A 19,087-nucleotide genomic window follows, 5' to 3' on the forward strand; every position below is an offset into this window, starting at 1 on the left:
AACCGAAGCCATGCTGAAAGTCAAGAACATCCACCAGTACTACGGCGGCTCCCACATCCTGCGGGACGTGAGCTTCGAGGCCACGCTGGGCAAGGTCACCGTGCTGCTCGGCCGCAACGGCGTGGGCAAGACCACGTTGCTGAAGTCATTGATGGGCCTCGTTCCCATCAAGAGCGGCAGCATCGAACTCGAAGGCAAGCCCATCCAGAAGGCCACGCCCTACGACAGGGCAAGAGCGGGCATCGGCTTCGTCCCCCAAGGCCGCGAAATCTTCGCAAGGCTGACGGTCGAAGAAAACCTGCGCATGGGCCTGGCCTACAAGAGCGGCAGCACGCCCATTCCGTCGGAGCTGTTCGAGCTGTTCCCCGTGCTCAAGCAGATGATCAACAGGCGGGGCGGCGACCTCTCCGGCGGGCAGCAACAGCAGCTTGCCATTGCGCGTGCCCTTGCGCCCAAGCCGCGCCTGCTGATCCTCGACGAGCCCACCGAAGGCATCCAGCCCAGCATCATCAAGGACATCGGCCGCGTGATCCGCATGCTCGCTGATCGTGGCGACATGGCCATCGTGCTGTGCGAGCAGTACTACGACTTCGCGCAGGAACTGGCCGACGACTACCTCGTGATGGAGCGCGGCGAAGTCATCGCGCGCGGCCTCGGCAAGGACATGGAAGCGCAGGGCGTGCGCCAACTGGTCGCGATCTGAGCGGGGCGGGCGGCGCCTTCAGCGCGCCCACGTCTTGCGCAGGTCGGCCGCGAGGCGCAGCAGCAAGTCCGCGTGCGCCTGGATGGCGTCCACCGACACCTCGCCCGAGGTCGGAAAGCTCACGTTCATCGCATAGAGGCCGCCTGAGGGTGCGCGCAGCGGCAGTGCCACCGCTGTCATGCCTGCGGCCCAGTTCGCGTGGCAGAAGCCCTGGTCGCGCACCGCGTCGAGTGCCGCGTCGACCTGTCGCTGCAATGCGGGCCAGTCGCTGCCATGCGCCTTGCGCAGCCGGCCTAGCAATACCTTGCGTTCGGTCGCCTGCATGCCGGCCAGGAAGGCACAGCCCAGCGAGGTGCTCGCGATCGGGAGCCGCGAGCCCGGCAGGATGCGCCGGAAGATGCCCAGCCGGCTGAAGCGCACCGAGTCCAGGTACACCATCTCCAATTGATCGGCCACCGCCAGGCCGACGTTCACGCGCCGGCCCTCGGCCAGTGCGCGCATCAGGGGCAGGGCCTGCGCCAGCGTCTGCTCGGAACTGCGATACGACAGCGCGAGGCTGAGGCACGTGGCCGTCAGCCGATAGCCCCGCTGCTCGATGTCGTAGGCCAGGAAACCCGCATCCACCAGTGAGCGCGTCAGGCGGCTGACCGTCGGCCGCGGCAGCTGCGTGCGGTCGGCCAGCTCGGCGTTGGTCAGCACGTCCACGCCATGCCGGAAGGCGCGCAGCAGCGCCAGCCCCCGTTCGAGCGAATGGCTGCCGGGCGTGCTGCGCACGAAGGTGCCGCTCGTTTGCGTCAGGGTCCGGGTCGAGCGGGCAGCGGAAGGGCGGGGCGTGGCCATGATTTCGGTGACCGAAATTCTAAGGTTGTCATGGCCAGGGTGCGCCGGAATACTGACTCCATGCCCGACACAGGGCGCAACGGACTGGAGACACGCTTGGAATTCACGGAACTCAGGTACGCGGTGGCAGACCGCGTCGCCTCGATCACCTTCGACCGGCCAGACCGGCTCAATGCATGGACGCCCACGCTGGAGGCCGAGCTGCGCGAGGCCATCCACCGCGCGCAGGCCGACGACGACGTGCGCTGCGCCATCCTCACCGGTGCCGGGCGTGCCTTCTGCGTCGGCATGGACATGGCGGTGCTGGGCTCGGCACGGCCTGCCGCGCCGCAGTCGGTTTCGGACGACGACCTCGCGCAGCGCTACGGTTACCTGGGTAGCTTCGGCAAGCCGCTGATCGCCGCGATCAACGGCGCAGCGTCGGGTGTCGGGCTGTGCATCGCGTTGCATGCCGACCTGCGCTACGTGGCGGCCGGTGCCAAGCTCAGCTTTCCTTATGCGCGCCGCGGCCTTGTGGCCGAGCACGGCACGGCGTGGCTGCTGCCGCGCCTGATCGGCCCGATGCATGCGGCCGACCTGCTCCTGACCGGTCGCACGGTGCAAGCGGAAGAAGCCGACCGCATGGGGCTGGCCTGCCTGCTGCCGGCCGAGGGCTTCCTCGATGCCGTGCGGACGCGCGCCACCGACCTTGCCAACGCGACATCGCCGCGCGCCACCCGCGTCATAAAGCAGCAACTGCTGGCGGCCCGCTACCAGACCCTGGGGCAGGCCACGCGCATCGCCGACCGCGAGATCGCCGCCTGCCGCGACACCGAGGACTTCAGGGAAGGCGTGCAGCACTTCCTGGAAAAACGCGCGCCGCGCTTCACAGGACGCTGAACGATGACCGACCAAGACAACAACAGTAGCAACGACAGCCACGGCAACGACAACGACAACGCCACGCGGCCCCTGGCCGGCATCAAGGTCATCGAAGTCGCGCAGAACATCGCCGGCCCTTATGCGGGAGAGATCCTGTCCTCGCTCGGTGCCGACGTGGTGAAGATCGAGCGGCCCGGCACCGGCGACGACGCGCGCGGCTGGGGCCCGCCTTTCTGGCGCGGCACCGCCACCACCTTCCAGGCCATGAACCATGGCAAGAAGAGCGTTGCGCTCGACCTGAAAGACCCGGTGCACGTGCAGTGGCTGCGCGACCAGGTCGCCGGCGCCGACGTGTTCATCCAGAACATGCGCCCCGGCCTGCTGGAAGAACTGCAGCTCGGGCCCGAGGTGCTGCGCGCGCTCAATCCCCGGCTGGTGTATTGCTCGCTGTGGGCCTTCGGGCACAAGGGCCCCATGCGCCTTGCGCCGGGGTATGAGCCGATGGTGCAGGCCTTCTCGGGCATCTTCAGCATCAACGGGGCCGAGCATGGCCCGTCGGCGCGCGTCGGCATGCAGGTGCTCGACCTGGGCACCGGCATGTGGGCCGCGCTGGGCTGCATCGCCGCGCTGCTGCGCCGCGCCTCGACGGGGCAGGGCTGTGTGGTGGACAGCTCTCTCTTCGAGACCGCGCTGGGTTGGCTGCAGGTGATGATGGCCGGCTTCCAGGCCACAGGCCGCCAGCCCGAGCGGCACCGCAGCGGCAACCCGAACGTGGTGGTGTTCCAGGCGCTGCCCACCCAGGACGGCGAGATCGTCGTGGCCGCCGCCAACGACCGCCTGTTCGCCAAGCTGGCGCGCGCGGCGGGCCATGACGAGTGGACGCGCGACGCGCGCTTTGCCACCAACGCGCTGCGCGTGCAGCACAAGGCGCTGCTCATCCCCACGCTCGAGGCGGTGTTTCGCACCCGGTCGACGCAGCAGTGGCTCGACGCGCTGGAGCCGCTGGGCGTTCCCTGCGCGCCGATCCAGGACTTCGCGCAGGTGCTCGCACAGCCGCAGACCGAGGCCATCGGCATCTTCCAGACCATCCCCGATGAAGCGCTGCGCATCGTCGGGCTGCCGCTGTCCTTCGACGGCGAGCGGCCACAGGTGCGGCACCGCGCGCCAGGCGTGGGCGAGCACAACCACATGCTCGGTGCCGGCGCGCCTGGTTGAGCGCGACGCCGCCCTTTCCCGTTTTCCATCACCGACAGACAGCAAAAAAGAGACAGGAGACACATCCCATGCACAGAAGACATTGCCTTGCCTGGCTGGCGGGGCTGCCGTTCGCGGCGCCCCTGGTCGACGCGGCGGCCGCGCAGGACAAGCCCATCCAGATCATCGTGCCCTTCGGCCCCGGCGGCTCGGGCGACATCTCGGCGCGCCTGCTGGCCGAGTTCCTCGCGCACAAGACCGGCCGCGCGGTGGTGGTGGACAACCGCCCTGGCGCCAACGGCATCATCGGCGTGGAGGCGGTGCGCAGCGCGCCGGCCGACGGCTCGGTGCTGCTGCTGGCGACCACCTCCACGCACCTGGCCAACCCCAGCCTGTTCCGCAAGCTGCCCTATGACCCGGGCAAGGACTTCCGGCTGGTCGGCTCCTTCGGACCCGGCTCCACCTACATGCTGGTGCGGCCCGATGCGCCCTACAAGACGCTGCAGGACTTCGTGGCCGCCGCGAAGAAAGCGCCGGGCAGCATCAACTACGGGCACTTCAATGCGACCTCGAAGGTCACGGCGGCGCTGTTCGCGCACGAGGCCGGCATCGAGCTGGAAGCCATTCCGTACAAGCAGGTGAGCCAGGCGATGTCGGAGCTGATCGCGGGGCAGATCCAGGTGGTGTTCACCGACACCGTGGCCGGCGACGCCTTCGTGTCCTCGGGGCAGCTGCGCGCGCTGGCGGCGCACAGCGACGCGCGGCTCAAGCGCTATCCGGATCTGCCGCTCATCACCGAGAGCTATCCCCGCTTCACCATTCGCGGCGGCTTCCTCGGCATCGCGGTACCGGCCGCCACGCCGCTGGAGGTGCAGCAGAAGCTGAACCAGTGGATCAACGAGGCCGTGACCACCGACCCCATCCGGTCGCGGCTCGAAGGCTTTGCCTTTGCGCCGGCCAAGGTCAGCCTTGCCGAACTCGCCACCTTCGAGCGGCAGGAGCGCGCGAAGTGGAAGAGCTACGTCGAAATCGCCAGGCTGGAGGTCCAATGAGCCACATCGCCCGACTCGAATCCGGCCACGCGCACGTGGCATTGCTCGAACTTCGCCGTGGCCCGTTCAACTACGTGAACGTGGCGCTGCTGGGCGAGCTGGCCGATCACCTCGCGCAGCTCGATGCCGAGCCCGACTGCCGCGCGGTCGTGCTCGCAGCCGAAGGGCGCGCATTCAGCGCCGGCGCCGATTTCAATGGCAGCGACGACAACGGCGACGGCAGCTCGCGCGACCCCGGCCCGCTGTACGAACAGGCGATGCGCCTCTTTCGTGTCGCGAAGCCGATCGTGGCCGCGGTGCACGGCGCGGCGGTGGGCGCAGGCCTCGGCCTGGCGGTGGCGGCCGATTTCCGCGTGAGCTGCGCCGAGGCGCGCTTCAGTGCCAACTTCAACCGCCTGGGCTTCCATCCGGGCTTCGGCCTGAGCGTGACCCTGCCTCGCCTCGTCGGGCCACAGCAGGCGGGCCTGCTGTTCTTTACCGGGCGCCGCATCGGCGGCGACGAGGCGCTGCGCATCGGCCTGGTCGACCTGCTGGTGCCGGCCGAGGAGGTGCGCGCGAGCGCGCTGGCGCTGGCGGCGGAGATCGCGTTGTCGGCCCCGCTGGCGGTGGAGGCCACCCGCGCGACCTTGCGTCGCGGCCTGGCCGATGCGGTGATCGAAGCGAACCGGCACGAGCGGGAGGTGCAGTGCGTGCAGTTCGCGAGCGAAGACTTCAAGGAAGGCGTGCGCGCGATGGCCGAGCGCCGGGCGCCGCAGTTCCAGCGCCGGTAGAGCTGCTATGAGCTGACAGGGCCGGCAGGGCCTTCAGCGGCAAGGCGGTATCGGGCTGGCGCATCCCCGTATCTCCCGGATTTAGGGTTTACCCTAGAATCGGGCTTCGCCCGCGCTCGCCGGGCCCCCAGGAGCCCGGCCTTGAACGCCTCACCGTCCGCCCGCGAAGGCGCGGAAACCATCGACATTTCACCTTCCGTCTCGTCCGCCCAGTTCTTGCGCGCAGTGCTCGCGCTCGGCGTCGGCGGCTTTGCCATCGGCACCGGCGAGTTCGTCATCATGGGCTTGCTGCCCGAGGTCGCGAAGGACATCGACGTCAGCATTCCGCAGGCGGGCCACGTCATCAGCGCCTATGCGCTCGGCGTGGTCATCGGCGCACCGGTGCTCGCAGTGCTTGCGGCCGGCTGGGGCCGGCGCGCGCTGCTGATCGCGCTCATGGCCGTGTTCGCGGCCGGCAACTTCGCCAGCGCGATGGCGCCGGGCTACCTGTCGCTCAACCTGCTGCGCTTTGCGACGGGGCTGCCGCACGGCACCTATTTCGGCGTTGCCGCGCTCGTGGCCGCCACGCTCGCGCCACCCGGACGCCGCGCGCGTGCCGTGGGCCTCGTGATGCTGGGGCTCACCGGCGCCACGCTCGTCGGCGTGCCCATTGCCGCGTGGCTCGGCCAGTTCTTCGGCTGGCGCGCGGCCTTCGTGTTCGTCGGCGTCATCGCGCTGATCGCCGTGGTGCTGGTGCGGCGCGACGTGCCCGACATCGCCGCCGCGCCCGGCGCCAGCCCATGGCGCGAACTGGGCGCGCTCAAGCGCAAGCAGGTGTGGTTCACGCTCGGCATCGGCGCCATCGGCTTCGGTGGCATGTTCGCCGTGTTCAGCTACATCAAGCCCACGCTCATCGAGGTGGCCGGCCTGCCGATCGGCGGCGTGCCGCTGGTGCTCGCGCTGTTCGGCCTGGGCATGGTCATGGGCAACCTGGTCGGTGCGCGGCTGGCCGACAAGTCGCTGATGCGCACCATCGGCGGCCTGCTGGTCTATGCGGCGCTGGTGCTCGCCATGTTCACCTTCGCGGCCCACAACGTGGTGACGGCGGCCATCAACGTCTTCCTGATCGGCACCACCGTCGCCATCGGCCCGGCGTTGCAGATCCGCCTGATGGACGTGGCCGGCGACGCGCAGACGCTGGCGGCCGCGCTCAACCACTCGGCCTTCAACATGGCCAATGCGCTCGGCGCGTGGCTCGGTGGCGTGGCGATTGCCGCGGGCCTGGGCTGGACGTCGACCGGCTGGGTCGGCGCCTTGCTGGCGCTGGCGGGCATGGGCGTGTTCGGCTGGGCGGTCACCAGCGCGCGCGCCGCGGCGCGCCAGCCGGGCACGGTGGCCTGCTGAGTTCCGCGCGCGTCGCCCCGCGCTAGCTAGCTAGGGGCGGGCGACAGGCGGCGCGGTGCGCTCACGCATCAGCGACGCGAAGTTCTGCAGCTCCGCAGCATTCAGGTCCGACACCGCCCAGGCCTGCATGCCGCCCTGGGCCCAACGGACGAGCTGATAGCCCTGCCTTGTGGAAAAGGCCGGCGCCGCCGTCCTGGCATCCGCCGCGGGCCAGTAGAAAAGATTGATGACGTGCGGCCCCGACCGGTACACCAGCGCGGCCACCGTGCGCCCGTCGAGGTAGTCGAGCCGGCCGCCCGTCAGCGGAAAACCTTCGGCGGCCAGGTCGACCACGGGCGGCGAGAAATCGAGCTTGCCTGCAAACCACGGCTTTACCGTGTGCTGGTCGGTCGAGGCCACGTCGGCCAGGTGCGATGCCATCAGCGAGCGCACGTGGTTGCCCGTGACCGCCTCGGCCAGCATGTCTTGCGGCGCCAGCGGAGTGGCCAGCAGAACCAGCGCAAGACCCCATGCGGTGGCGGCGCCGGTGCCGAACCACGCCAGCCCCTTCCACGCGTCGCGCAGGCTTCGCTTCGGCGTTGGCGCCGACGCAGGTGTTGCAGCACCAGCAGCCTCGGCCCGCACCGACTGCCGGATGCGCTCTGCCAGCCCTTCGGGTGGCATATGCCGTACCGCATGGCGACGGATCAGCGGCCCCAGTTCGTCGTCAGAAACCTGCATGGTGTGTCCTTTCTCCCGCGTCGCCGGGGCGTTCCGCGCGCAGGCTGTCGCGCAGCAATGCGCGTGCGCGCGACAGGCGCGACATCACCGTGCCCAGCGGCACGCCCGCGATGCGCGCGATGTCTTCGTAGCGCATCTCTTCCAGTTCGCGCAGCACGATGACCTCGCGGTACACCGGCGGCAGTGCATCGATGGCCGCATTGACGCGCTCGCCCTGCGCGCGCTGCTCCCACAGCCGCGCCGGATCGCCCCCGTCCGCCGAAGCCGGTGCGTCGGCGGATTCGCTGTCGCGCAGCTCATCGAACTCCACCTGGTCGGCCAGCTGCCGGTTCTGCCGCATCCAGTCGTAGCAGGCGTTGCGCACGATGCCGAGCAGCCACGGCCGCGCGCTTTCGCCGCGCAACCCTTCAAAAAACCGGAACGCGCGCAGGTACGCCTCCTGCACGGCGTCGTCGGCCAACTGGTCGTCGCGCAACAACCAGCGCGCAAGGTTCCACGCCGCATCGAGATGCGGCAGCGCGGCGGCTTCGAACTGTCGTGTGCGGTCGGTCAATGGGCTTCTTCTTCCTGCATGACGTGGCGGCCCCGAAATTTATTCCCGACTTTTTTTGGCGACCTGCCGGGAATAAGAAGGGCACGCCATGCGTCATGCCCTGTGCCGATTTTGCGCTTCATCAGGAGTTCTTCACCATGATTGCCATTCCCCGATTCACCCGCGTCTTCATCGTTGTGGCGGCTTTGGCCGCCGCGTCCGCCACGGCCCTGGCGGCCGGTCCCAAGGCCTATGTAGGCAACTTCAAGGACAGCACGGTCAGCGTGATCGACACCGGCAGCGAGGCCGTCGTCGCCACCGTGCCGGTCGCTGCCGGGCCGGACGGCATCGTCGTTTCCGCCAACGGCCGTGCCGTGTACGTCAGCGGCTCCAGTGCCTCGGCGGTGAGCGAGATCGATGCCGCCACCGACCGCGTGGCGCGCAGCATCGACGTGGGCAAGGGTCCCCAAGGCCTGGCGCTGACGCCCGATGGCAAGTGGCTGCTGGTCGCAGTCAACGGCGACGACCGCATGGCCCTGGTCGACACGGCGACGCATGCCGTGAGCGCCACCGTGCCCGTGCCCAAGCCGCACACCATCGCCGTGCGGCCCGACGGCCGGCTGGCGTACGTCGCGTCGCAGGAGCCGGGGCATTTCGCGCTCGTGGTCGTCGACCTGGCGGCGCGCAAGGTGGTCACCGAGCTGCCGCTCGACAAGGCGCCGCGCGACCTGGAGTTCGGCCACGACGGCAAGGCGCTGTACCTCACGCTGGCGGGCGTGCCCGCCGTGCAGGTGCTCGATCCGGCGACCAACCAGTGGGGCGCGCCGATTCCCACGGGCGTGTCGCCGCACATCGCCCAGCACTTCGCCGGCATGGCGAGCGGCGTGGTGGTGGTGCAGGGCCCTGGCGAGGTCATGCTGTTCGACCCTGCCGCGCGCACGGCGGTGCGCAGCATCGGCGTGGGCAAGCAGCCGCACTGGCTCGACCTGTCGGCCGATGGCAAGAAGCTGTGGGTGAGCAATGAAGGCTCCAACGATGTGAGCGTGGTCGATCTGGCCGGTGGCCCGATGCATACCGTGGCGGTGGGCAATGCGCCGCGCAAGATCGCCGTGCAGCGTGTCTCGACGACGGCTGCGGCAGCGATGGGCGCCGCCGGGTCCGCGCACGCCATGCATGCGGCGGGCTCCACGCATGCTGCCGGGGCCACGCAGGTTGTCGGGGCCACGCAAGTGGTCGACTCCACGCACGCCACTGGCTCCACGCACGTGGCGATCCGCAACTTCGCCTTCGAGCCCGCGCAGATCACCGTCAAGGCCGGCCAGAGCGTCACATGGCAGAACGATGACGGCGCGCCGCACGGCCTGGTCTTCAAGGACGGCTCCACGGGCATCGACCTGATGCTGCCGGGCAAGTCCTTTTCGCGCAGCTTCGACAAGCCCGGCACGTACGACTACGCCTGCACGGTGCACCCCTACATGACAGCGCGCGTGACGGTCATTGCACCCTGACCGGCGCGTTTGCGGTGCGATGTCTATGATGGTTCGGCGGGCTGCGCGCGTGCGCGGCCCATCCGCTTTTCAGGAGCCAACCCCATGAGCATTCCCACCACGCGGCTCGGCCGCACCGGCCTGACCGTGTCCCGCCTCGCGCTCGGCACCATGACCTTCGGCCTGCAGACCGACGAGACGGTGTCGCACCAGATCCTCGACAAGGCGGCCGACGCCGGCATCAACTTTCTCGACACCGCCGACGTGTACCCGCTGGGCGGCACCGTCGAGACCACCGGCCGCACTGAAGAGATCATCGGCAACTGGCTCGAAAAGCAGGGCACCGCGGGCCGCAGGCGCTTCGTGGTCGCCACCAAGGCGGTCAACAAGGTCGGCCCGAATCCGTGGGACCAGGGCGCATCGCGCAAGCATCTGCTCGATGCCATCGATCTTTCGCTCAAGCGGCTGAAGACCGACCACGTCGACCTGTACCAGCTGCACATGGACGACCGCGAGACGCCGCTCGAAGAAAGCCTCGAGGCGCTCGACATCATCGTGAGGTCGGGGCGTGCGCGCTACATCGGTGTGTCGAACTTCCTGGCCTACCGGCTGGCCCGCGCGCTCGGCAAGGCCGAGCTGCACAAGCTCACGCGTTACGTGTCGGTGCAGCCGCGCTACAGCCTGCTGTTCCGCGAAATCGAACGCGAGCTGCTGCCGCTGGCGAGCGAAGAAGGCCTGGGCGTGATTCCCTACAACCCGCTGGCCGGCGGCCTGCTGACCGGCAAGTACAAGGCCGGCGCCAAGCCCGAGGACAACACGCGCTTCACGCTCGGTACCGCCGGCAACATGTACCAGGACCGCTACTGGAACGAGCGCAGCTTCAACACCGTGGCGCAGCTGCACGCGCTGGCCGACGAAGCCGGCGTGCCGCTGGCGACGCTGGCGGTGGCATGGGTGATGGCCAACCCGCTCATCACCGCGCCGCTGCTGGGGGCGAGCCGGCCGGAGCAGCTCGATGCGACGGTTGCAGCGGCCGAGTACGAGCTCGATCCGGCGTTGAAGCAGAAGCTGGACGACCTGACCGCCGAGTACCGCAAGGGCGACGCGCCACGCTGAGTTTGGCTTCTTGCTCCTTCCCCCTTTGGGGGAAGGCTGGGATGGGGGCAGGCAGGGCGCTCGCAATGAGCGCTGCCGTGCCCCCACCCCGACCCTCCCCCAAAGGGGGAGGGAGAGAGACCGAAACGGGCAGGGCGCAAAACCGAAACTGTCAGAACTGTCAGTTAGTCGACAGCGAGGGGTTTGACCAGGGTTCCTAGAGTGGGCCCATCATGGTTCTCTCTTCCGCCAACCTCCCTTCGCGCAGGGCATTCGCGCCGACAGCCATTGCGCTCGCCGCGTTGCTCCTCGCGGGCTGCGCCGTCGGCCCCGACTACGTGCGGCCGCAGATGGACGTTCCGACCGCCTACAAGGAAACGGGCGGCCCCTGGAAGACCGCCACGCCGCAGGTCATCGACGCCGATCACCCGTGGTGGGAGGCCTATGGCGACAGCACGCTCAGCGCCCTGATCGTGCAGGCCAACGCGGCCAACCAGAACATCCGCCAGGCCGAGGCCCAGTACCGCCAGGCGCAGGCCATTGCGGCCGCGGCGCGCGCCAACTTCTTCCCGACCGTGGGCCTCAACGCCGGCGCCACCCGGGGGCAGAGCAACAGCACCGGCACCGTCAAGCTCGGCACCACCGACACCCTCGGCCTGAGCGCGAGCTGGGAGCCCGACCTGTGGGGCGCCGTGCGCCGTTCGGTCGAGGCCGGCACCGCCAGCGCACAGGCCAGTGCCGACGACCTGGCCGGTGCGCGGCTCAGCATCCAGACCACGCTTGCACAAGACTATCTGCAGGTCCGCGTGATCGACCTGCAGCGCGACCTGTACGCCAGCACCACCGCGGCCTACGCCAAGGCGCTCGAACTCACGCAGCACCAGTACGCGGCCGGCACCGTGCTGCGTTCCGACGTGGCGTTGGCCGAGAGCCAGCTCAAGACCGCGCAGGCGCAGGCGGTGGACCTCGAGGCGCAGCGCAGCCAGCTCGAACACGCGATCGCGGTGCTGACCGGGCAGGCGCCCGCGTCGTTCTCGCTGCCGCCGCTGGACTCGGCCTCGGCCGCGCCGCCGCCCACGGCGGAGTCGCTGTCTTCGGCTGCGGCGCTGCATGTGCAGTTGCCGGTCACGCCCACGGGGCTGCCTTCCGAGCTGCTCGAACGCCGTCCCGACATCGCGGGCGCCGAGCGCCGCGTGCAGGCCGCCAACGCCAACATCGGCGTGGCCAAGGCCGCCTACTTTCCGCAGATCGTGCTCAGCGCGACCGGCGGCTTCAGCGCCGGCAACCTGGCGTCGCTCTTCAACACGCCCAGCCGCGTGTGGTCGCTCGGCGCGGCGCTCGCGCAGACCGTGTTCGATGGCGGCCTGCGCAAGGAGCACAGCGACCAGGCCGTGGCCGCCTACGACGTGTCGGTGGCGCAGTACAAGCAGACCGTGCTCGCCGGCTTCCAGCAGGTCGAAGACAACCTCGCCACGCTGCGTGTGCTCGACGGCGAATCGGGCTTGCAGGCCGACGCCGTGCGCGCGGCCCAGCTCGCCGAGCGCCTGGCCCTGAGCCAGTACCGCGCCGGCACCGCCACCTACCTGAGCGTGGTGACGGCGCAGCAGCTGTCGCTCACCAACCAACGCACCGCCGCGCAGGTGCTCGGCCGCCAGCTGGCCGCCAGCGTCGCGCTCATCGCGGCCACGGGCGGCGGCTGGACCGCCGCACAAACGAATTCCGGGAATTGATGCCATGACGACGACCACAGCAGCCACCACCGCCCCCGCTTTCTTCCAGCGCCGATCCACCTGGCTCGCAGCCGCCACGCTCGTGCTCGTGCTGGGTGGCGGCATCTGGGCGGTCAACCACCACACGGTCCATGCCGCCACGGCCGAAGCACCCAAGACCCCGCCGGTGCAGGTGACCACCACGCACGTCAAGCAGCAGGAGGTGCAGGTCTACCGCTCGGGCATCGGCACCGTCGCCTCGATGGCCACGGTCACGGTCAAGGCGCGCATCGACGGCCAGCTCGACAAGGTCGGTTTTGTCGAAGGGCAGGACGTGAAGGCCGGCCAGTTGCTGGCCCAGCTCGACCCGCGCACGCTGCAGGCGCAGCTTGCACAGGCGCAGGCCACCAGGGCCAAGGACCAGGCCACGCTGGTCAACGCGCGCGCCGACCTCAAGCGCTACACCACGCTGATCGCGCAGGACGCAGCCACACAGCAGCAGGTCGACACGCAGAAGGCGCTCGTCAACCAGCTCGAAGCCACCGTGCAGAACGACGCCGCGCAGGTGCAGTACGCCGAGGTGCAACTGAGCTTCACGCGCATCGCGTCGCCCATGAACGGGCGTGTCGGCGCGCGGTTGGTGGACCCCGGCAACATCGTGCATGCGGCCGACACCAACGGGCTGGTCGTCATCAACCAGATCGACCCCATCGCCGTGCAGTTCACGCTGCCCGAAGACGCGGTGCAGGACATCAACCGCGTGCAGCAGCAAAGCGCGCAGCCGCTGTCGGTGGTGGCCTATGACCGCAGCGGCAGCCAGATGCTGGGCACCGGCAAGCTCATTCTGCTGAACAACCAGATCGACACCACCAGCGGCACCGTGCAGCTCAAGGGCAGCTTTGCCAACCCACAGCACACGCTGTGGCCCGGCCAGTACGTCAACGTGCGGCTGCAGCTCGACCGCCGGCCCGATTCGCTCACCGTGCCCGCCGCCGCCGTGCAGCGCGGACAGGACAACACCTACGTCTGGGTGGTCGATGCGGAGAACAAGGTCAACAACGTGCCGGTGCACGTTGTGCAGATCGCCGACGGCACGGCCGTGATCGACAAGGGCCTTTCTGCCGGTCAGCGCGTAGTGGTCGACGGCCAGTACAAGCTCAAGCCCGGCGCCACCGTCATCGAACCGCCGCCCGCGCAGAAGGGCAATGCAGGCGCAGGGGCCGATGCGAAGAAGCCCGCCAGCGGGAGCAGCAATTGAGCATTTCCGCCACCTTCATCAAGCGCCCCATCGGCACCACGCTGCTGGCGCTGGCGATCCTGCTGGTCGGCGCGGCCGTGTTTCCGCTGCTGCCGGTGGCGCCGCTGCCGCAGGTCGACTTTCCGACCATCCAGGTTTCGGCCAGCCTGCCGGGCGCCAGTCCGGAGACCATGGCCTCCAACGTGGCGCAGCCGCTGGAGCGGCAGTTCTCGCTGATCGCGGGCCTGTCGCAGATGACCTCGACCAGCGGCCTGGGCAACACGCAGATCACGCTGCAGTTCGACCTCGACCGCAGCATCGACGCCGCCGCGCTCGACGTGCAGGCCGCCATCAACGCCTCCACCGGCCAGTTGCCGGCCAACCTGCCGAGCCCGCCGACCTTCCGCAAGGTGAACCCGGCCGACGCGCCCATCCTGATCCTCTCGGTGCAGTCGAAGACGCTGCCGCTGACCGAGGTGAACGACTACGCCGACAACATCCTGGCGCAGCAGATCTCGCAGATATCGGGCGTGGGCCTGGTCAACATCGGCGGCGTGCAGAAGCCGGCCGTGCGCATCCAGGTCGATCCCGCCAAGCTCGCCGCGCTGGGCCTGAGCCTGGAAGACGTGCGCACCGTGCTGTCGTCGGCCACCGTCAACGCGCCCAAGGGCACCATCGACGGGCCGAACCAGAGCTTCACCGTCTACACCAACGACCAGTTGCTCAAGGCGCAGCCCTGGAACGACGTGGTGCTGGCCTACCGCAACGGCGCGCCGATCCGCGTGCGCGACCTGGGCGTGGCGGTCGACGGCCCCGAAAACTCGAAGATCGCGGGCTGGGCCTACGCCGGTGCCGCAGCGCCGGCCGGCAGCAACGTGCAGAACGGCCGCTCCATCGTGCTGGCCATCACCAAGCAGCCGGGCGCCAACGTGATCGAGACGGTCGACCGCATCAACGCTGCGCTGCCGCGGCTGAAGGCGTCGATCCCGCCGACGGTGGACGTCAACGCCATCATCGACCGCACGCAGACCATTCGCGCCTCGGTGAAGGACGTGGAGTTCACGCTGCTGCTGACCATCGCGTTGGTGGTGGCCGTGATCTTCGTGTTCCTGCGCAACGTGCCGGCCACGCTCATTCCCAGCGTGACGGTGCCGCTCGCGCTGCTGGGCACGGTGGCCGTGATGTACGTGCTGGGCTACAGCCTGGACAACCTCTCGCTGATGGCGCTGACCATCGCGGTCGGCTTCGTGGTGGACGACGCCATCGTGATGCTGGAGAACATCTACCGCTACGTCGAAGAGGGCATGACGGCCATGGAGGCCGCGTACAAGGGCGCGAGCGAGATCGGCTTCACCATCATCTCGATCTCGGTGTCGCTGGTGGCGGTGTTCATTCCGCTGCTGCTGATGGGCGGCATCGTGGGCCGGCTGTTCCGCGAGTTCGCGGTGACGGTGACGCTGACCATCGTGGTGTCGGTGGTGATCTCGCTCACGCTCACGCCGATGCTGTGCTCGCGCTTCCTCAAGAACGAGCACGGCAGCCGGCACGGGCGCCTGTACCAGTTGTTCGAGCGCGGCTTCGACGCCATGCTCAACGGCTACAAGCGCGGGCTGCACGTGGTGCTCGACCACCAGTTCATCACGCTCATGACCTTCATTGCCACGGTGGCGGCCACGGCCGCGCTCTTTGTGTTCATTCCGAAGGGCTTCTTCCCGCAGCAGGACACGGGCTTCATCTCGGGCTTTGCCGAGTCGGCGCAAGACGCGTCCTTCGCGTCGATGAACGCCCGCATGATCCAGCTGGCCGACGTGGTGCGCAAAGACCCCGACGTGACGGGCTTCGGCATGAACGGCAGTTCGTCGACCTACAACACCGGCAACTTCTACATCAGCCTGAAGCCCAAGGACGAAGGCCGCACGGCCACCGCCGACGAGATCATCACGCGGCTGCGCCCGCAACTGGCCAAGGTGCAGGGCGTGAACCTGTTCCTGCAGGCCGGGCAGGACATCCGCGTGGGCGGCCGTGCCTCGCGCACGCAGTACCAGTACACGGTGACCGATGCCGACCTGGACGAGCTGAACACCTGGGCGCCGAAGCTGCTCGCGCGCTTCAAGCAGCTGCCCGAGCTGACCGACCTGGCGACCGACCAGCAGAACGCGGCCGCGTCGGCCGTGCTGACCATCGACCGCGACCGGGCGTCGAGCTTCGGCATTTCGCCGGCCACCATCGACGCCACGCTGTACGACGCGATCGGCCAGCGCCAGGTGGCGCAGTACTTCACGCAGCTCAACAGCTACCACGTGGTGCTGGAGGTGACGCCCGCGATGCAGCAAGACCCGGCGCTCTTCAGCAAGCTCTACCTGAGTTCGCCGCTGACGGGCCAGCAGGTGCCGCTGTCGACCTTCGTGAAGGTGGACACCAGCAAGACGGCGTACCTCTCGATCAGCCACCAAGGGCAGTTCCCGGCCGTGACGATCTCGTTCAACCTCGCACCGGGCACGGCGCTGGGCGACGCGGTGAACGCCATCAACAAGGCACAGGCCGAGATGGGCCTGCCGCAGTCGCTGACCGGTTCGTTCCAGGGCACGGCGCAGGCCTTCCAGGATTCGCTGGCCACGCAGCCCTACCTGATCGCGGCGGCGCTGGTGGCGGTGTACATCGTGCTGGGCCTGCTGTATGAGAGCTACATCCACCCGCTGACGATTCTCTCGACGCTGCCTTCGGCCGGCGTGGGCGCATTGCTGATCCTGATGGCGGGGGGCTACGACCTGAGCGTGATCGCGCTGATCGGCATCATCCTGCTGATCGGCATCGTGAAGAAGAACGGGATCATGATGATCGACTTCGCGCTCAAGGCCGAGCGCGAGCAGGGGCTGTCGCCGCACGACGCCATCTACCAGGCCTGCCTGCTGCGCTTTCGCCCGATCATGATGACGACCATGTGCGCGCTGCTGTCGGGCCTGCCGCTGATGCTGGGCCACGGCTCGGGCTCCGAACTGCGCCGGCCGCTGGGCTATGCGATGGTCGGCGGGCTGATACTCTCGCAGGCGCTCACGCTGTTCACGACCCCGGTGGTCTACCTGTACCTCGACCGCGCGCACTACTGGTATATGAGCCGCAAGGAAGCGCGCAAGGCCCGCAAGGCAGCGCGCGCTGGAGAAGCTCCGCCGGTGGTCGAGGCGCACTGATGAGTACCGTTTGAACGGAGCGACAAGAGACATCGCAACGCCATGAAGATCCTGATTGTCGAAGACGAACTGAGAACCGCGGACTACCTCTCGAAGGGTCTGACGGAGCAGGGCTGCGCGGTCGACATGGCGCACAACGGCATCGACGGCCAGCACCTGGCGCTCACGCACGATTACGACGTGATCGTGCTCGACGTAATGCTGCCGGGGCAGGACGGCTTTTCTGTGTTGCGTGCGCTGCGCGCCGTCAAGCAGACGCCGGTCATCATGCTCACCGCCCGCGACCGGGTCGAAGACCGCATCAAGGGCCTGCACGAAGGTGCGGACGACTACCTCATCAAGCCTTTTTCCTTTCTCGAACTGCTGGCGCGCCTGCAGGCACTGAACCGGCGCGGCCGCAAGCAGGAGCCGATGCAGCTGCGCATTGCCGACCTGCAGATCGACCTGCTCGCGCGCAAGGCCTTTCGTGGCGGCGGTGGCGGCAACACGCGCATCGACCTCACGGCCAAGGAATTCGCGCTGCTCGCGGTGCTGGCCCGGCGCCAGGGCGAAATTTTGTCCAAGACCGCCATCGCCGAGCTGGTGTGGGACATGAACTTCGACAGCAACACCAACGTGGTCGAGGTCGCCATCAAGCGGCTGCGCGACAAGATCGACGTGCCCTTCAGCCCGAAGCTGCTGCACACCATCCGGGGCATGGGCTATGTGATGGAAGTGCGCGAAGCGCAGGCGGAAACCCAGGGAGAGGGCCAGGCCCCGTGAAACGTTCCATCACCGCCCGGCTGGTGATCATGTTCGCGGCCGTGGCGCTCGCGACCTTCGCGCTGGCGGGCGTCGCGCTGCACAACGTGCTGGCGCGCGAGCTGGAGCGGCACCAGTACGAGGAACTGGACACCACGCTCAAGAACCTGCAGTTCTGGATCAAGGCCATCGGCACGCCCGAGCGCTGGTCGCGCGTGCAGGCGCGCATGGACGCGCTCACGCCCGCCGACGGCAGCGTGCGCTTCTGGGTGCTCAGCGACGACCCACGCTTCCAGTACGGCAAGGGATTGGCCGAGATCGATGGCCTCACGCGGGAGGCCAACGGCCACACCAGCATCATCGAGCTGCCGGGGCAGGAGCGGCCGTTCCGTACGCTGTCGGTGCACATCGATGCCAACGAGCAGCGGCCGGCCGTGCGGCTGATCGTCGGGCACAACACCGAGCCTTATGCGCGAACGCGCCAGGCCTTCCTGACCGCACTGGTCGCGCTCGGCCTGGGTGCGGTGCTGGTGGTGGCCTTTGCCGGCTACTGGATCGCGCGCGTGGGCCTGCGGCCGCTGGAGCGGCTGTCGAAGGAAGCGCAGGCGCTGCGGCCCAAGACGCTGTCGCAGCGGCTGCGCGCGGAGCCGCTTCCCGTGGAGCTTTCCGCTTTGGCCGAAGCCTTCAACGGCGCGCTGAGCCGCCTCGAGGAAGCCTACGGCCAGCTCGAATCGTTCAATGCCGACGTGGCCCACGAGCTGCGCACGCCGCTGGCCAACCTGATCGGCAGCACGCAGGTGGCGCTGTCGCGCCAGCGCAGCGCGGGCGAGTTCCAGGAGGTGCTGCAGGCCAACCTGGAAGACCTGGAACGGGTGCGCTCCATCGTCAACGACATGCTCTTCCTTGCGCGCGCCGACCGCGGCGAGGTGGCCACCGGACTGATGCTCACGCCGGTGGCGCAGGAGGTGCGCAAGACCATCGAGTTCTTCGAGTTCGTGCTCGACGAGACCCGCACGCAGGTCAGCATCGAAGGCGGTGTGCTGGCCGAGGCGCGACTCGAAAGCGCGCTGTTCCGCCGTGCCATGTCGAACCTGCTGCAGAACGCCATCGAGCACTCGAAGCCGGGCGCGCAGATCACCGTCACCCTGCGCGAAGAGATGGCCGCGACCTGGATCACCGTGTCGAACCCCGGCGCGCCCATCGACGAGCAGCATCTGCAGCATCTGTTCGACCGCTTCTATCGCGTCGATGCCGCGCGCAACGACGGCGGCGAGCACCACGGCCACGGCCTGGGGCTGGCCATCGTAAAGGCGGTGGCGAGCATGCATGGCGGGCAGGTGTGCGCGTCGAGTGCGGACGGGATGAATACCTTCGGCTTCAGCGTTGCGCATTAACGCGCTGCCCGGGCTTTCGCATTGCATGTGACGGCCGAACACCTCTTGCCGGGAAGCGATGCCGCAGGCCCCGGCAAGGCTGGTCTTTTTGCATCTCGCGAATGCCCGTGGGGCGGTACGTTCTTGGGCCATGCTGGAGAATCGCGGGTGGCATGAACCCCCTACCTCGTTTGCAAGCTCT

General features: G+C 68.6%; 17 protein-coding genes. 13 read left to right on the forward strand and 4 right to left on the reverse strand.

Annotation, left to right across the window (positions count from 1 at the left end; translation table 11 throughout):
* The first annotated feature begins 10 nt into the window (after positions 1–10).
* The gene (gene urtE, locus BLQ28_RS08535; RefSeq protein ID WP_093238364.1) at positions 11–703 is read left to right on the forward strand and encodes an urea ABC transporter ATP-binding subunit UrtE; all 693 of its coding nucleotides are present in this window, start codon (positions 11–13) and stop codon (positions 701–703) included.
* An 18-nt stretch (positions 704–721) separates the two neighbouring features.
* On the opposite strand, the gene BLQ28_RS08540 is transcribed toward urtE, so the two are convergent.
* On the reverse strand, positions 722–1,543 hold the full coding sequence (locus tag BLQ28_RS08540) for an IclR family transcriptional regulator (protein ID WP_093238366.1): 822 nt from the start codon (positions 1,541–1,543) through the stop codon (positions 722–724).
* Between the two features lie 96 nt (positions 1,544–1,639).
* On the opposite strand from BLQ28_RS08540, the gene BLQ28_RS08545 reads away from it, so the two are divergent.
* From BLQ28_RS08545 to BLQ28_RS08565, 5 genes are all read left to right on the forward strand, one after another.
* Positions 1,640–2,422, forward strand: coding sequence for an enoyl-CoA hydratase-related protein (locus tag BLQ28_RS08545; protein WP_093238367.1), 783 nt, complete (start codon positions 1,640–1,642; stop codon positions 2,420–2,422).
* A gap of 3 nt (positions 2,423–2,425) precedes the next feature.
* On the forward strand, positions 2,426–3,619 hold the full coding sequence (locus BLQ28_RS08550; RefSeq protein ID WP_093238369.1) for a CaiB/BaiF CoA transferase family protein: 1,194 nt from the start codon (positions 2,426–2,428) through the stop codon (positions 3,617–3,619).
* Positions 3,620–3,687: 68 nt separating this feature from the next.
* Entirely contained in the window at positions 3,688–4,650 is a 963-nt protein-coding gene (locus BLQ28_RS08555; protein WP_093238371.1) for a Bug family tripartite tricarboxylate transporter substrate binding protein, read from the forward strand.
* Positions 4,647–5,420: an enoyl-CoA hydratase/isomerase family protein gene (locus tag BLQ28_RS08560; RefSeq protein WP_093238372.1), complete on the forward strand. Its 774-nt coding sequence runs from the start codon at positions 4,647–4,649 to the stop codon at positions 5,418–5,420. Before BLQ28_RS08555 ends, BLQ28_RS08560 begins: the two co-directional genes overlap by 4 nt.
* Positions 5,421–5,561: 141 nt before the next feature.
* On the forward strand, positions 5,562–6,803 hold the full coding sequence (locus BLQ28_RS08565) for an MFS transporter (protein ID WP_093238374.1): 1,242 nt from the start codon (positions 5,562–5,564) through the stop codon (positions 6,801–6,803).
* Between the two features lie 30 nt (positions 6,804–6,833).
* Here BLQ28_RS08565 and BLQ28_RS08570 read toward each other — a convergent pair whose 3' ends face one another.
* From BLQ28_RS08570 to BLQ28_RS33245, 3 genes are read right to left on the reverse strand one after another with little or no spacing between them, the layout of a single operon-like run.
* Complete coding sequence (locus BLQ28_RS08570; RefSeq protein ID WP_093238375.1) at positions 6,834–7,523, reverse strand: anti-sigma factor family protein; 690 nt, start codon at positions 7,521–7,523, stop codon at positions 6,834–6,836.
* The gene (locus BLQ28_RS08575; protein ID WP_093238377.1) at positions 7,510–8,076 is read right to left on the reverse strand and encodes a sigma-70 family RNA polymerase sigma factor; all 567 of its coding nucleotides are present in this window, start codon (positions 8,074–8,076) and stop codon (positions 7,510–7,512) included. The genes BLQ28_RS08570 and BLQ28_RS08575 overlap by 14 nt, the downstream gene beginning before the upstream one ends.
* On the reverse strand, positions 8,073–8,198 hold the full coding sequence (locus tag BLQ28_RS33245) for a hypothetical protein (RefSeq protein WP_256327227.1): 126 nt from the start codon (positions 8,196–8,198) through the stop codon (positions 8,073–8,075). Before BLQ28_RS33245 ends, BLQ28_RS08575 begins: the two co-directional genes overlap by 4 nt.
* 15 nt (positions 8,199–8,213) lie before the next feature.
* Here BLQ28_RS33245 and BLQ28_RS08580 point away from each other — a divergent pair, with 15 nt between their 5' ends.
* From BLQ28_RS08580 to BLQ28_RS08610, 7 genes are all read left to right on the forward strand, one after another.
* The gene (locus BLQ28_RS08580; protein WP_093239405.1) at positions 8,214–9,563 is read left to right on the forward strand and encodes a YVTN family beta-propeller repeat protein; all 1,350 of its coding nucleotides are present in this window, start codon (positions 8,214–8,216) and stop codon (positions 9,561–9,563) included.
* A gap of 84 nt (positions 9,564–9,647) precedes the next feature.
* Positions 9,648–10,658, forward strand: coding sequence for an aldo/keto reductase (locus BLQ28_RS08585; RefSeq protein WP_093238378.1), 1,011 nt, complete (start codon positions 9,648–9,650; stop codon positions 10,656–10,658).
* Between the two features lie 212 nt (positions 10,659–10,870).
* Positions 10,871–12,367 carry an efflux transporter outer membrane subunit gene (locus tag BLQ28_RS08590; protein ID WP_093238380.1) on the forward strand — a complete coding sequence of 499 codons (1,497 nt, stop codon included), beginning with the start codon at positions 10,871–10,873 and terminating at the stop codon, positions 12,365–12,367.
* Positions 12,368–12,371: 4 nt separating this feature from the next.
* Positions 12,372–13,604, forward strand: coding sequence for an efflux RND transporter periplasmic adaptor subunit (locus BLQ28_RS08595; protein WP_093238381.1), 1,233 nt, complete (start codon positions 12,372–12,374; stop codon positions 13,602–13,604).
* Positions 13,601–16,771: an efflux RND transporter permease subunit gene (locus BLQ28_RS08600; protein ID WP_093238382.1), complete on the forward strand. Its 3,171-nt coding sequence runs from the start codon at positions 13,601–13,603 to the stop codon at positions 16,769–16,771. The genes BLQ28_RS08595 and BLQ28_RS08600 overlap by 4 nt, the downstream gene beginning before the upstream one ends.
* A 42-nt stretch (positions 16,772–16,813) precedes the next feature.
* A complete protein-coding gene (locus tag BLQ28_RS08605) occupies positions 16,814–17,533 on the forward strand; it encodes a heavy metal response regulator transcription factor (RefSeq protein ID WP_093238383.1) in 720 nt (239 codons plus the stop codon).
* Entirely contained in the window at positions 17,530–18,906 is a 1,377-nt protein-coding gene (locus BLQ28_RS08610) for a heavy metal sensor histidine kinase (protein WP_093238385.1), read from the forward strand. The genes BLQ28_RS08605 and BLQ28_RS08610 overlap by 4 nt, the downstream gene beginning before the upstream one ends.
* The last annotated feature ends 181 nt before the right edge of the window (positions 18,907–19,087 follow it).

Source organism: Variovorax sp. EL159, from assembly GCF_900100965.1.
Classification (GTDB): domain Bacteria; phylum Pseudomonadota; class Gammaproteobacteria; order Burkholderiales; family Burkholderiaceae_C; genus Variovorax.

What these genes read in the sequence shown, in the direction of transcription:
- BLQ28_RS08605 (WP_093238383.1), top strand. Translation starts at nt 16,814, where the DNA reads ATGAAGATCCTGATTGTCGAAGACGAACTGAGAACCGCGGACTACCTC.
- BLQ28_RS08570 (WP_093238375.1), bottom strand. Translation starts at nt 7,523, where the DNA reads ATGCAGGTTTCTGACGACGAACTGGGGCCGCTGATCCGTCGCCATGCG.
- BLQ28_RS08540 (WP_093238366.1), bottom strand. Translation starts at nt 1,543, where the DNA reads ATGGCCACGCCCCGCCCTTCCGCTGCCCGCTCGACCCGGACCCTGACG.
- BLQ28_RS33245 (WP_256327227.1), bottom strand. Translation starts at nt 8,198, where the DNA reads ATGAAGCGCAAAATCGGCACAGGGCATGACGCATGGCGTGCCCTTCTT.
- BLQ28_RS08555 (WP_093238371.1), top strand. Translation starts at nt 3,688, where the DNA reads ATGCACAGAAGACATTGCCTTGCCTGGCTGGCGGGGCTGCCGTTCGCG.
- BLQ28_RS08560 (WP_093238372.1), top strand. Translation starts at nt 4,647, where the DNA reads ATGAGCCACATCGCCCGACTCGAATCCGGCCACGCGCACGTGGCATTG.
- BLQ28_RS08590 (WP_093238380.1), top strand. Translation starts at nt 10,871, where the DNA reads ATGGTTCTCTCTTCCGCCAACCTCCCTTCGCGCAGGGCATTCGCGCCG.
- BLQ28_RS08550 (WP_093238369.1), top strand. Translation starts at nt 2,426, where the DNA reads ATGACCGACCAAGACAACAACAGTAGCAACGACAGCCACGGCAACGAC.
- urtE (WP_093238364.1), top strand. Translation starts at nt 11, where the DNA reads ATGCTGAAAGTCAAGAACATCCACCAGTACTACGGCGGCTCCCACATC.
- BLQ28_RS08585 (WP_093238378.1), top strand. Translation starts at nt 9,648, where the DNA reads ATGAGCATTCCCACCACGCGGCTCGGCCGCACCGGCCTGACCGTGTCC.
- BLQ28_RS08595 (WP_093238381.1), top strand. Translation starts at nt 12,372, where the DNA reads ATGACGACGACCACAGCAGCCACCACCGCCCCCGCTTTCTTCCAGCGC.
- BLQ28_RS08580 (WP_093239405.1), top strand. Translation starts at nt 8,214, where the DNA reads ATGATTGCCATTCCCCGATTCACCCGCGTCTTCATCGTTGTGGCGGCT.